This window comes from Mumia quercus, from assembly GCF_025506335.1.
Classification (GTDB): Bacteria; Actinomycetota; Actinomycetes; order Propionibacteriales; family Nocardioidaceae; genus Mumia; species Mumia quercus.
Genome location: NZ_JANZYO010000005.1, coordinates 457,882 through 471,176 on the forward strand (window position 1 = coordinate 457,882; position 13,295 = coordinate 471,176).

Sequence of the window (13,295 nt, forward strand, 5' to 3'; positions counted from 1 at the left end):
AGGTCAGAACCTAGTCGCCGACGACCTCGGCGGTGCTCGCGGGACGAGGGGTGAGAAGCAGGACCGCCACGACGGCCGCGATCCCGGCGCACACCGCCGCACCGGTGAACACGGTGCTGAGCTGGACGATGCCTGCGTCGATCATCGCGTCGTTGTACGCGTCGCAGGTGGTCGCCGAGCCGGGGCAGAGCTCGGCGAGCGCGGGCATCTGGGCGACCGCGTCCTGGTAGGCCTGCAGTCCCCACGACGTCAGCGCCGAGATCCCGACGAGCATCCCCACCATGCGCGCGACCACCACGAGAGCCGAGGCGATGCCGTGCGTGGCGTCGGGAGTCGCGTCGAGCAGGGCGGCGTTGACGGGCGCGGCCGCGAGGCCGAACCCGAGGCCGGCGAGCGCGAGCGCGACCGACGACGTCGGGTGGGTGAGGGCGTCGCGCTCCCAGCCCGCCATGACGACGAAGCAGCCGCAGGCCAGCGCCATGCCCGCCCCGGCGACCCACCCGGGACGGATGCGCCGCGTCGCGTACCCGCCGACGAGCGCGCCGACCGGCAGGGCGACGAGGAACTGCACGAGCACGAGGGCGGCGCCGAGCTGCGAGCCGCGGTGCTCGGTCAGGCGCGCGAAGAACGGGACGTCGACCAGCGCCGCGATCAGGGCAGCGCCGACGAACAGCGAGACGATCAGCGAGCCCCAGGCAGGACGGGCGCTCAGCGTCCGCCGGGGCACGAGCGGCGCCGTCGCCGTCCGCTGCCTCCAGACGAACGCCACCGTCGCCACGGCGGCGCCGCCCAGCAGCAGCGGCGCAGCGGGCGACACCACGCTCTGCTCCGGGTCTGCCGACGCGAACGTCACGATCACGCAGCCGAGCGCCGCTCCGAGGAGCAACGCACCCCCCAGGTCGACCGTACGGGCGGTGGCGGGCCAGGTGCGCAGTGCGACCAGCGGCCGTCGTGCGGTCAGCTCCCGGACGACGAACGCGGCGGCGAGGGCGTACGTCACGAGCGCGGCCGGGGTGGTCCAGCGGAGCTCGCCGACCACCGGGAGGAAGAGCGTGCCGAGCTCGACGTCGTCGCGCATCGGGGCGGGCTCGGCGAGCGTGAGCGCCAGGGCTGCCACGGCGAGCACCGCGAGGACGGCACCGAGGACGTCGGGGAATCCCGTGGCCTCGCGGCGAGCGCCCGTCCCTCGCCGGTGGCCGGTCGCCAGGATCGCCCCGGCGAGGACGAGACCGGCGGCGCAGTTGAGCCAGAAGATCGCCCGCCAGTCCGCGACGGCGAGCACGGCCGCGCCGTACAGGGGTCCGAGCACGCTGCCGAGCTCCTGCACTGCCCCGACCACTCCGAGCGGCACGCCCCGTCGGCGCGGGGGCCACAGGTCCGCGACGAGTGCGAGCGTCGCGGGGACGAGACCGCCGCCTCCGACGCCCTGCAGGAACCGGCCCGCCACCATCGGTAGCAGGCCGTCGGCCGCCGCGGTGACGACGGACCCGACGGCGAACAGCACCAAGGAGCCGACCAGCACCGGACGGCGCCCGCGCAGGTCGGCGATCCGACCGACCAGCGGCAGCACCGCGACGTACCCGAGCAGGAATCCCGACACCAGGGGAGCGGCACGCTGCAGCTCGTCCAGGCCGAGCCCGCCGGCCGCCATCATGTCCGGCAGCGCCATCACGACGACGTACGTGTCGGCGGCGGCGAACGCGACCGCGACTGCAGCGAGGCCGAGGAGGAGCCGCGCCGCGCGTCCGGCCGGGGCGGCGGCGCTCTCGGTCACGGCGCGGTGATCTCGACCGGCTCGTCGGAGGTCGCGACCGCGACCTTGTAGGTCACCGGCTCGTCGGCGTCGTAGAACAGGCCGCCGAGCACGACATCGCGCAGCTCGTCGTCGTCGGTGAGGCGGTACGTCGCGTCGAAGCTCTCGTCCTCGCGTGCGGTGGGGATGAGCGTACGGACGACCGAGCCGGGGATCGTGCCCGTGATCGTCGTGAGCACCTCGCGGCCGTCCCGGCTCTCGCCGTCCTCCTCGAGATCCTCGGTCTCGGTCAGCAGCGAGGAGATGCCACCGTCGCTCTTCATCAGGGTCGCGGGGTCCGGCGCGCCGAGCGACGCGGGGTCCATCGGCACGAAGTCGGGGGAGAAGCCGGTCTTGACGAGCACCTCGCCGTCGACCGAGACGACCTCCGCGCCCACCGGCACGCCCTTGAGCGACACCTTCACGGTGCCGGTGAAGGCAGGGGAGTGGTTGCCCTTCCCCTGGGCGTCGAGCAGGCCCGTCACTCCGGACGGGAGCTTCTCGGTGGACAGCGAGAGCGAGAGGCTCTCCGCGTCGTCGAGGTTCGTGCGGGCGGCCGCGAGCCGGTCGGAGAGGTCCGCGCCCGTCGAGCCGTCGTCACCGTCACCGCCACCCGTGCAGCCGGCGGCGGCAAAGGCGAGCAGAGGCAGGACGGAAATAACGGTGACACGCTTCAGCATGGGCGTCAGCATAGGCGTACCTGAACCGCTCAGGACGCAGCGGGAGACGTTGTCACCCGGGGCGGCACACCACGGGAGGACATGCGTGCACGCCAAGATCGAGAACATCATCCTGGGAGTGACCGACGTCGACCGCGCGAAGGAGTTCTACGCCGACCGGCTCGGCTTCCACCTCGACGTCGACCACCAGCCGAACGACCAGTTCAGGGTCGTCCAACTCACTCCCGTCGGGTCGGCGTGCTCGATCACGTTCGGCATCGGCCTGGTCGGTACGGAGCCCGGCGCGACCACCGGCGTCTACCTCGTGGTCGACGACATCGAGGTCGCCCACGCCGACCTGGAGGCGAACGGGGTGACGAACACCGGTATCCAGCACTTCGCCGAGGGCGGGCTGGTGCCGGGAGTCGATCCCGAGCGGCGCGACTTCATGTCGTACGTCTACTTCGACGATCCCGACGGCAACTCGTGGGTCGTCCAGGAGGCGCACCACCGGCCGAGCACGGCGCCCGACGCCTGAGGCAGCCTCACACCAGCTGCGTCGCCACCGGGCTGCCGACCGCGAGGACCGGCTGGGCGAGCGGGACGCCCGACCCGTCGCGGCGCTGGTCGACCTCGGGCAACGGGGCCGCGGCTCCGCCGGACCCTGACGCCATCGCGGGACCACGACCGGCCCAGGCGAGGACGAGAAGGTCCTCGCCCTTCAGCAGACGCTGGCAGCGCACGCCGCCCGTCGCGCGTCCCTTCGCCGGGTACGCGCTGAACGGCGTGACCTTCACCGAGCCCGACTCCGCGCCAGGCAGCGTGTCGGCGGCCCCCGCGATCGTCACGACCTCGGCGTCCTCCGCAACGTCGAACGCGCCGAAGAAGAGCACGGAGGCGCCGGCGGCGAGCTTGATGCCGGCCATCCCCGAGCCCGTCCGGCCCTGCGGGCGCACGGATGCCGCCGGGAAGTGGAGCAGCTGGGCGTCGGAGGTGATGAAGCAGAGCTCCTCGTCAGCGGTGACCAGCTGACGGATGCCGACGACCTCGTCGTCGTCGGCCAGCGCCACGACCTCCCAGTCGTCCTTGCTGGGGAGGTACTCCGGCTTGACCCGCTTGACGACGCCCTTGCGTGTGCCGAGCGCGAGGCCGGGAGAGTCCGGGTCGAAGCTCGTGAGGGCGAGAGGACGCTCGCCGTCGCGCAGCGCCAGGATCTCCACGAGCGGCAGGCCGCCCTGGAGGTTCGGGGCGGCGGCGGTCGGCGGGAGACCGGGCAGGTCGAGGACGTTGAGCTTGACGAGCCGTCCGGCCGAGGTGAGGAGACCGACCTCGCCGCGGGCGGTCGCGCGTACGGCGGAGGCGATGACGTCGTGCTGGTGCCGGTGGGCGACGTCGATCTCGGGAACCGTGTCGTCGGCGGTGCGGGCGAGCAGACCGGTGGCCGACAGCAGGACGAAGCACGGGTCGTCGGCGACCTCGAGAGGCACCGCGGCGGTGACCGTCTGTCCCGCGCTCTGGAGGAGGACCGTACGACGGGGCGTGCCGAACTTCTTGGCGACCTCGCCGAGCTCGTCGGAGACGATGCCGCGCAGGAGCGCGTCGTCGGACAGGATCGCGTCCAGCTCCTCGATCGTCGCGCGCAGCTCGTCGGCCTCGCGCTCGAGCTCGATCTGCGAGAAGCGCGTCAACCGGCCGAGCTGGAGGTCGAGGATGTACTCGGCCTGCTTCTCGGAGAGGTCGAAGACCTCGATCAGCCGCCCGTGGGCATGGCGACGGTCGTCGCTGGAGCGGATCAGCGCGATGACCTCGTCGATGTCGACGATCGCGATGAGGAGGCCCTCGACCAGGTGGAGCCGTGCCGCGGCCTTGTCGCGACGGAACTGGCTGCGCCGACGGACCACGACGATGCGGTGGTCGAGGAAGACCTCCAGCAGCTCCTTCAGACCGAGGGTGCGCGGCTGCCCGTCGACGAGGGCGACGTTGTTGACGCCGAAGGAGTCTTCCATCGGCGTCATCTTGTAGAGCTGGGCGAGGACCGCGTCGGGGTTGAACCCGTTCTTGATCTCGATGACGAGGTTGAGGCCCTGGGAGTCGGTGAGGTTCTTGAGGTCGGAGATGCCCTGGAGCTTCTTCGACTGGACGAGCGTCTTGATGCGCTCGATGACCTTCTCCGGGCCCACGTTGTAGGGGAGCTCGGTGACGACGATGCCCTTGCGGCGCGGCGTGACGTTCTCGACGCGCGCGGTCGCCCGCATCACGAACTTGCCGCGCCCTGTCGCGTACGCCTCGCGGACGCCGTCGAGGCCGACGATCTTGCCGCCGGTGGGCAGGTCGGGCCCGGGGATGAAGCGCATGAGGTCGTCGAGGGACGCCTCGGGCTTCTTGATGAGGTGGCGGAGCGCCTGGACGACCTCGACGAGGTTGTGGGGCGCCATGTTGGTGGCCATGCCGACGGCGATGCCGGACGCGCCGTTGACCAACAGGTTGGGGATGGCCGACGGCAGCACCGACGGCTCCTCCTCGCGACCGTCGTAGTTCGGCCGGAAGTCGACCGTGTCTTCGTCGATCGACGCCGTCATCGCGAGGGCGGGATGGTCCATCCGGCACTCGGTGTAACGCATCGCGGCGGGGCCGTCGTCGGGCGAGCCGAAGTTGCCGTGGCCGTCGACGAACGGCAGCCGCAGCGACCAGGGCTGGACGAGCCGCACCAGCGCGTCGTAGATCGCGCCGTCGCCGTGCGGGTGGAGCCGGCCCATCACCTCGCCGACGACACGGGCGCTCTTGACGTGACCGCGGTCGGGCCGCAGGTTCATGTCGTCCATCGTGTAGAGGATGCGGCGCTGGACCGGCTTGAGGCCGTCACGCGCGTCCGGCAGGGCCCTGGAGTAGATCACCGAGTAGGCGTACTCGAGGAAGCTCGAGCGCATCTCCTCGCGCACGTCGATGTCGACGATGTGCTCTTCGAAGTCGTCCGGGGGCGGTGCAGTCGGCGTACGGCGGGCCATGCATCGAACCCTAGGCCATCGGGCCGACGCGACCGGGTCGTGGCGGTCCCCACGCTGGGATCAGGCGGTAGATTCTGGCGTGTGGCCGACGAACTCGACGTACCCGACGAGCGCTATCCCGAGCACTGGGAGGCCGATGTCGTCCTCCGAGACGGCGGCACGGCCCACCTGCGGCCCATCACGCCCGACGACGGCGAGGAGCTGGTCCGCTTCTACGCCCGGGTCTCCGAGCAGTCGAAGTACTACCGCTTCTTCGCCCCGTACCCGAAGCTGTCCGACCGCGACGTCAAGCGCTTCACCCACGTCGACTACGACAAGCGGGTCGCCTTCGTCGTGACGATCGGCGCCAGCATCATCGCCGTGGGCCGCTACGACGCGGTGGCCGACGGCGAGGCCGAGGTGGCGTTCCTCGTCGAGGACGACCAGCAGGGCCGCGGGCTCGGCCAGCTCCTCCTCGAGCACCTCGCCCAGGCCGGCCGCGAGATGGGGATCCACCGCTTCGTCGCCGACGTGCTCCCCGAGAACGTCCGGATGATCCAGGTCTTCCGCGACCAGGGCTACCAGGTCGAGCGCAGCGTCGCCGACGGTGTGATGCGCCTCGTGTTCTCGATCGACCCCACGGAGACCGCCATCGGGGTGATGCAGTCGCGCGAGCACCGCGCCGAGGCCGCGTCGATCGAACGGTTCTTCAACGCCCGCAGCGTCGCGGTCGTCGGGGCGAGCCGCCGACAGGACACGATCGGCCAGGGCATGGTCCGCAACCTCGTGCTCGGTGACTTCACCGGCGCCGTGTACGCCGTCAACCCGCAGGCCGAGGCGGTCTCGGGCCTGCCGGCGTACAAGACGGTCCAGGACATCCCGGGCGACGTCGACCTCGCCGTCATCGCCGTCCCCGCCGAGTCCGTCCCTGAGGTCGTGCTCGACTGCGCCGCCAAGGGCGTCCACGGGCTCATCGTCATCTCGTCGGGATTCGCCGAGATCGGCGAGGAGGGGCGCCGACGCCAGCGCCGCCTGGTCGGGCTCGCCCGCTCGTACGGGCTGCGCCTCGTCGGCCCCAACTGCCTCGGCGTCATCAACACGTCCTCGCAGATGCGGCTCAACGCGTCGCTGTCGCCGATCATGCCGCCACGCGGCCGCGTCGGGTTCTTCTGCCAGTCCGGTGCGCTCGGGCTCGCGATCCTCGAGAACGTCGACCGCCGGGGCCTGGGCCTCTCGACGTTCGTCTCGGCCGGCAACCGCGCCGACGTGTCGGGCAACGACCTCCTGCAGTACTGGGAGGAGGACGACGCGACCGAGGTCGTCCTGCTGTACCTCGAGTCCATCGGCAACCCGCGCAAGTTCTCCCGCATCGCGCGCCGCGTCGGCCGCAAGAAGCCGATCGTCGCGGTGAAGTCCGGCCGTTCGACCCAGGGTGTCCCTGTCGGCCACGCCGTCCGCAAGACCACCGCGCCGCAGTCGGCCGTCGACGCGATGTTCCGCCAGGCGGGCGTGATCCAGGTCGACACGCTCGACGAGATGTTCGACGTGGCCCAGCTGCTCGCGCACCAGCCGTTGCCGCGCGGGCCGCGGGTGGCGGTCGTCGGCAACTCCGACGCCCTCGCCCTCCTCGTCGCCGACGCCGCGACCGCGGCGGGCCTGAAGGTCGCCGACCCCATTGCGCTGGGCGCGGGCGCGGGTGCCGACGACTTCGAGCACGCCCTCGACACGGCGATCGACAACCCCGACGTCGACGCGATCGTCGCCGTCTACATCCCGCCGGTCAACACCACCGGCGAGGACGTCGCCAACGTGCTCGCCGCGGTGGGGGAGCAGTCCGACAAGCCGATCGTGTCCACGTTCCTCGGGTCTGAGGGCGTGCCCGAGCTGCTGCGCGTCCCCGACGTCGAGGGCGCGGCCGGCCGCGGCTCCGTCCCGTCGTACTCGGCGCCGGAGTCGGCGGTGCGCGCGCTCGCCCGCGTCGTCAGCTACGCCGCCTGGGCCGGACGCGACCAAGGGCAGATCGCCCACTACGAGGACGTCGACCGCGAGGCCGCGAGCGACCTGGTCCGCGCCGCCCTCAGCCGTACGCCCGACGGCGGGTGGCTCGACGACGACGACGTCCACCGCCTCCTCCGCCTGTACGGCATCGACCTCTGGGACTGGTTCCGTGCGCCGACGCTCGAGGCGGCGATCGCTGCGGGCCACGAGCTCGGCTGGAACGTCGTCCTCAAGGCCACCGCCGACACGGTGCGCGCGCGCCCGGACATGACGCACGTGTGGCGCAACGTCTCCGACGCCGACGACATGCGCGAGGCGTGGACGGCGATGACCGAGTACATCGGCCCTCCGGAGCGGGCGATGTTCGTGGTCCAGAAGATGGCCCCGCCCGGGGTCCCGATGTCGATCCGTACGGTCGAGGACCCGCTGTTCGGCCCGCTGCTGTCGTTCGCCCTCGCCGGTGCGGCCAGCGACCTCCTGGACGACCGCTCGTACCGGATCCCACCCGTGACCGACGTCGACGCCGCCGAGATGATCCGTGAGCTCAAGTCGGCGCCGCTGCTGTTCGGCTACCGGGGAGGCCCGCGCGCCGACCTGGACTCCGTCGAGGACCTCCTGCAGCGTGTCGCGGCGCTCAAGGACGACCTGCCGGAGGTGGCCGAGATCAACCTCGAGCCGGTGCTCGCGGGGCATGACGGCTACCGCGTGCTCAAGGCGAGGGCGCGGGTCGCGCAGCCGGTCGACAACCGGCGCGACTGGTACGTCCGCCGGCTCAGCTCGCCGGCCGGCCTCGGCGACACGGTGGCCCGCTGATGAAGTGGCGCAGACCGGTGTCGGGGACAGCGTCACACCGTTCGGACGACAGTGGGAGACTGGGAGGCATGGCCAACCGACACCCCTCGCCGCAACGCGCCGAGAGCGGCGAGCAGCTGCGCGACCGTACCGCAGAGCTGACCGCCGACATCGAGACGACCGGCTACTACCCCCAGGTGGTCACGGCCGGCATCGACGACGCGCTCGCGGGCGAGCCCGTGCTGGCCTACGTGCTCCACCACGAGCCGACGTTCGACCGCGAGGAGGTCCGCCGGCACATGACGGTCCTCACGCTGACGCCGTCGCGCCTGGTCCTCGCGCACACCGACGAGCACTCGGCCGACGACGTCCTGCCCGAGCCGTACACGTCGACGACCACTGAGGCCGTGCCGCTGCGGACGGTGGACTCCGTGGTCGTCACCCGTACCGTCCCGATGGCCACCGCCGTCGGCGCGGTGTCCGCGCGTGACACCGCCGAGGTCGTCCTGACGATCGGCTGGGGTGCCGTGCGGCGTCTCGACCTCGAGCCGGCGGGCTGCTCGGACCCCAGCTGCGAGGCCGATCACGGCTACACCGGCTCGGCCACCGCCGACGACTTCTCGCTTCGGGTGAGCGCCGCCGCCGACGGTGGTGCGGCCGTGCAACGTCTTCTGTCGTTCTCTCGGGAGCTGTCTGCGGCGACGAGCCGTCCACGGTGGTGACGGCCACTGGGACGCCGCTGCCCACGACCGACTACAGCGGCCGGAGCCTCACGTCGGTCCTGCCCAGCGTCGCCGCCGCGATGGGCGTCCCGAGCTGGGCTGACACGCTCGGCCTGCCCGACGCCGCGCGCTACGTCGTGGTCCTCGTCGACGGCCTCGGCTACGACCTGCTGCGCGAGCACGCCGACATCGCGCCGTACCTGAGCTCGCTCGTCGACCGGGAGCCGCTGCTCTGCGGTCTCCCCTCGACCACGGCGACGAGCCTCACCTCGCTCGGCACCGGGCTCGCCCCCGGCACGCACGGCGTCGTCGGCTACACCAGCCGCATCCCCGGCACCGACCGCGTCATGAACTCGCTCCGCTGGGACCCGGAGGTCGACCCCGCCGAGTGGCAGCCGTACCCGACGATGTTCGAGCGGGTCGACGCCGCCGGCATCCCCACCTCCGCCGTCAACAAGGCGGAGTTCGAAGGCTCGGGGCTGACGGTGTGCAGCCAGGGCGGGGTGCCCTTCCATCCGATCAGCTCGGTGTACGAGCGGCTGGACGTGGTCGTCGAGACGTCGGAGGCGACACCCACCTCGCTCGTCTACACGTACGAGTCGACCCTCGACCACACCGGCCACGAGAAGGGGTGCACCTCCCCGGAGTGGCGCGACCGGCTGCGCGGTATCGACCGCGACCTGGCCGACCTGCGCGACGCGCTCGCTCCGGGCACGGCGCTGCTGGTGACCGCGGACCACGGCATGCTCGACCTGCCCAAGGGTGGCAGGTTCGACGTCGAGGCCGAGCCCGCCATGCTCACCGACGTCGTGGTCTTCGCCGGCGAGGCGCGCTTCCGCCACCTCTACACCCGGGCAGGTGCGGCCCCCGAGGTCGCCCAGCGCTGGCGCGACCGGCTCGGTGACCGGGCGCTGGTGGTGACGCGCGAGGAGGCGGAGGCCGCGGGCTGGTTCGGGCAGATCCAGGACTCCGTACGCCCCCGGATCGGGGACGTCCTCGTGGCCTCGCTCGGCGACTTCGGTGTGTTCTCCTCGCGCCACTTCGCGATCGAGCTGAAGATGTCGGGCTTCCACGGGTCGGTGACCCCGGCCGAGGTGCGCGTCCCCCTGCTCGTCGACATGTGAGGCTCGACCCTGACGACTCGCCCGTGAAAACGCCTGGGCGAGGGATCCGCCTGGTCACTAGCGTCGAAGGATGGCCCACGCCCACACGCGAGGCGCCGCGCGTCCCCTGCTCCTCGCGGTCGATCGTGACCCGGTTTCTCTCGAGCGGCTCGAGGGAGAGCTGCAGCGCGCCTTCGGCGACGGCTTCCGCGTCCGTGGGGAGCTGACCGCGGCCGAGGCCGTACGCACGCTGGAGCGGGCCCACGACGGTACGGCCCCGGTGGCCGTCGTCCTCGTCGACCACGCGCTCGAGCCCGACGAGCGCGACACCGTCCTGACGACGGCGCGGGCGCTGCACCCCGACGCCCGGCGCGCGCTCCTCGTCGAGTGGGGCGACTGGAAGAGCAGGGAGATCGCGCGCACGATCCTGTCCGCGGTGGCGGTCGGCGACGTCAGCTATTACGTCCTCAAGCCCTGGACCGAGCGTGACGAGCTGTTCCACCGCACGGTCGCGGAGTTCGTGCAGGAGTGGTCGCGCAGCGACGCGACCACGATGCGAGAGGTGGTCGTCGTCGCGGGGCGCAGCTCGGCGCGCGCGGCGCAGGTACGCAGCCTCCTGGTCCGCAACGGTGTCCCGCACGCCTTCCGCGAGCGGGGGACCGACCTCGCGGACCGGGTCGAGCGTGCGGTGCGCGCCCGCGGGCACGACCTGGAGGCCGTCGACGTGCTGGTCACGATGCCGGCGATCCGGGGTGCCCCGATCCTCAAGGACCCCAGCGACGTCGAGATCGCGGAGGCGTGGGGAGTCCGGACGTCTCTCGACGACCGCGACCGGGCTTTCGACCTGCTCGTCGTCGGAGCGGGGCCGGCCGGTCTCGCTGCGTCGGTCTACGGGTCGTCGGAGGGCCTGCGGACCCTCCTCGTCGAGCGCGAGGCCATCGGCGGCCAGGCGGGGTCGAGCTCGCTCATCCGCAACTACCTCGGCTTCTCGCGCGGCATCACCGGCGCGGAGCTCGCGCAGCGCGGCTACCAGCAGGCGTGGGTCTTCGGGGCGACCGTGCTTCTGATGCGCGAGGTCGTCGGCCTGCGTCCGCGGGACAAGGGCTTCGAGGTGGACATCGCCGGTCTCGGCACCGTCACCGCCCGGGCGGTCGTGCTGGCCAGCGGCGTCTCGTACCGGCGTCTCGGCGTCGCCGCGCTCGAGGCGCTCAGCGGGGCCGGGGTGTTCTACGGGGCGAGCGTCTCCGAGGCGCACGCGATGGCCGGACGGCGGGCGGTCGTGGTCGGGGGCGGCAACTCTGCCGGGCAGGCCGTGCTGCACCTCGCCCGCTACTGCGAGAAGGTCACCCTCGCCGTCCGCGCGGAGACGCTGGAGTCGGGGATGTCGCAGTACCTCGTCGACGCCATCGCGGCCGACGACACGGTGGAGGTGCGCACGAGCGTCGAGATCGTGGGCGGGGGCGGCGACGGCTGGCTCGAGCACGTGGTGCTCCGCGACCGGCGTACCGGCCTGGACTCGGAGCCGCTGCGCACCGACGGCCTGTTCGTGATGATCGGCGCCCAGCCGCGTACGGACTGGTTGCCCGACGGCGTACGCCGCGACTCTCGCGGCTTCGTCCTCGCCGGGGCGGACGCCGCAGCCTCCGGCGCGTGGCCCCGCGAGCGCCCCCCACGCCCGTACGAGACCTCGATGCCGGGCGTGTTCGTCGTCGGCGACCTCCGCAGCAGCTCCGTCAAACGGGTCGCTGCGGCGGTCGGCGAAGGCTCGGTCGTGGTCTCGCAGGTCCACGAGTGCCTGGCGGCCGACGATGCGTGAGACGCACGGACGCGCCGGCGCGGGCCTCGTCGCCGTCGCGCTCGCGATCCCGTTGGCCGGTCTCGCCCTCCTGCTGTGGCGACCGGAGATCGACGTCGCGTGGGAGGACCACCCGGCGCACTTCTGGCTGGTGCTGGCCGCGGCCGTCGTCGGTGCGCTCGTGGCGTACGCGATGGGGGTGGCGGCCCTGCAGCGTGGCGACGCTCGGGTGCTGCTGGCCTCGTACGCGTTCTTCGTGACCGCGGCGTTCCTCGGCCTGCACGCCCTCGCGACCCCGGGCGTGCTGCTGTCGGCACCGAACGCCGGGTTCGTGCTCGCGACCCCGGTCGGTCTCGCGCTGGGCGCGGTGTTCGCGGTGTGGTCGGCGCGCGACCTCGGTGGGGAGCGCGACGTCGCCGTGGTGGCGCGGGCCCGGCTGCTGCGCGTCGCGGTCGTCGTGGTGGTCGTGGGATGGGCGGCGCTCTCGCTCGTCCGGGTGTGGCCGCTCGACGATGGCGTGGTGCCGGAGCAGGTCGACGGCGTCCTGGCGGCGTGCGCCGGGGCCGCGGTCGTCGGGTACGCCGTGGCGGCGTGGAGGTACCTGCGGCTCTGGCGGGTCCGGGGCGCGGCGCTCCCGCTCGCGGTCGCGTCGGCGTTCGTGCTGCTCGCCGAGGCGGCGGTCGCGGTGGCGTTCTCGCGCAGCTGGCACCTCTCGTGGTGGGAGTGGCACGTGCTCATGCTCGCCGCGGTCCTGCTCGTGGCGCTGACCGCACGGCGGCAGTGGCACGAGGAGCGATTCGCCGGGCTCTACCTCGACGAGACGCGGGCGGGGGAGCGGGAGATGAGCATCCTCTTCGCCGACCTCCAGGGGTTCACCGCGTTCTCGGAGGCGCACGCGCCGCACGAGGTGACGCAGATGCTCAACGCGTACTTCGAGGTGGCGGTCCCGCCCGTGGTCGGACGGTACGGCGGCGACGTCGACCGGATCATCGGCGACGCGCTGATGGTCACGTTCAACCGCCGGGGCGACCAGCCGGACCATGCGCGGCGGGCCGCGCTCGCCGGCCTGGCGCTGCAGGAGGCCACCGCCCGCGTCGTGCAGGAGCACCCGGACTGGCCACGGTTCCGGGTCGGGGTCAACTCCGGTCCGGCGTCGGTGAGCGTGCTCGGCACCACCGGCGGGCGTACCCACACCGTCATCGGGGACACCGTCAACACGGCGTCCCGCATCGAGGGCCAGGCGCCGGCCGGAGGCGTCGCGGTGAGCGCGGCGACTCTCGCGCTGCTGCCGGACGCCCGGGTGGATCCGCTGGGCCCGCTGACGCTCAAGGGCAAGGCGGAGCCGGTCGAGGTCTTCCGGCTGCTCTCGGTCGGCTGACGGTCAGCCCCGTCCCCGATTCGGGCAGTTGTCCACGTCCGGCACGGTGCGACCGGTGGGGAACTGCCCGAA

9 protein-coding genes are annotated in these 13,295 nt (G+C 72.5%); 6 read left to right on the plus strand and 3 right to left on the minus strand.

The window, feature by feature from the left end:
- Positions 1 to 10: 10 nt before the first annotated feature.
- Both NYZ95_RS14345 and NYZ95_RS14350 read right to left on the minus strand, forming a co-directional pair.
- Complete coding sequence (locus NYZ95_RS14345; protein WP_262851988.1) at positions 11 to 1,774, minus strand: MFS transporter; 1,764 nt, start codon at positions 1,772 to 1,774, stop codon at positions 11 to 13.
- Entirely contained in the window at positions 1,771 to 2,472 is a 702-nt protein-coding gene (locus tag NYZ95_RS14350) for an LppX_LprAFG lipoprotein (protein WP_262851989.1), read from the minus strand. The genes NYZ95_RS14345 and NYZ95_RS14350 overlap by 4 nt, the downstream gene beginning before the upstream one ends.
- 85 nt (positions 2,473 to 2,557) lie before the next feature.
- Here NYZ95_RS14350 and NYZ95_RS14355 point away from each other — a divergent pair, with 85 nt between their 5' ends.
- Positions 2,558 to 2,989 carry a VOC family protein gene (locus NYZ95_RS14355; protein ID WP_262851990.1) on the plus strand — a complete coding sequence of 144 codons (432 nt, stop codon included), beginning with the start codon at positions 2,558 to 2,560 and terminating at the stop codon, positions 2,987 to 2,989.
- 7 nt (positions 2,990 to 2,996) lie between these two features.
- On the opposite strand, the gene NYZ95_RS14360 is transcribed toward NYZ95_RS14355, so the two are convergent.
- Positions 2,997 to 5,456 carry a DNA gyrase/topoisomerase IV subunit A gene (locus NYZ95_RS14360; RefSeq protein ID WP_262851991.1) on the minus strand — a complete coding sequence of 820 codons (2,460 nt, stop codon included), beginning with the start codon at positions 5,454 to 5,456 and terminating at the stop codon, positions 2,997 to 2,999.
- A gap of 81 nt (positions 5,457 to 5,537) precedes the next feature.
- On the opposite strand from NYZ95_RS14360, the gene NYZ95_RS14365 reads away from it, so the two are divergent.
- From NYZ95_RS14365 to NYZ95_RS14385, 5 genes are all read left to right on the plus strand, one after another.
- The gene (locus tag NYZ95_RS14365) at positions 5,538 to 8,246 is read left to right on the plus strand and encodes a bifunctional acetate--CoA ligase family protein/GNAT family N-acetyltransferase (RefSeq protein WP_262851992.1); all 2,709 of its coding nucleotides are present in this window, start codon (positions 5,538 to 5,540) and stop codon (positions 8,244 to 8,246) included.
- Between the two features lie 68 nt (positions 8,247 to 8,314).
- A complete protein-coding gene (locus NYZ95_RS14370) occupies positions 8,315 to 8,947 on the plus strand; it encodes a DUF5998 family protein (protein WP_262851993.1) in 633 nt (210 codons plus the stop codon).
- Positions 8,941 to 10,071, plus strand: a complete 1,131-nt coding sequence (locus NYZ95_RS14375) for an alkaline phosphatase family protein (RefSeq protein ID WP_262851994.1) — start codon at positions 8,941 to 8,943, stop codon at positions 10,069 to 10,071. The genes NYZ95_RS14370 and NYZ95_RS14375 overlap by 7 nt, the downstream gene beginning before the upstream one ends.
- 70 nt (positions 10,072 to 10,141) lie before the next feature.
- Positions 10,142 to 11,866, plus strand: coding sequence for an NAD(P)/FAD-dependent oxidoreductase (locus NYZ95_RS14380; RefSeq protein ID WP_262851995.1), 1,725 nt, complete (start codon positions 10,142 to 10,144; stop codon positions 11,864 to 11,866).
- The gene (locus NYZ95_RS14385) at positions 11,859 to 13,223 is read left to right on the plus strand and encodes an adenylate/guanylate cyclase domain-containing protein (protein WP_262851996.1); all 1,365 of its coding nucleotides are present in this window, start codon (positions 11,859 to 11,861) and stop codon (positions 13,221 to 13,223) included. The genes NYZ95_RS14380 and NYZ95_RS14385 overlap by 8 nt, the downstream gene beginning before the upstream one ends.
- Positions 13,224 to 13,295: the final 72 nt, after the last annotated feature.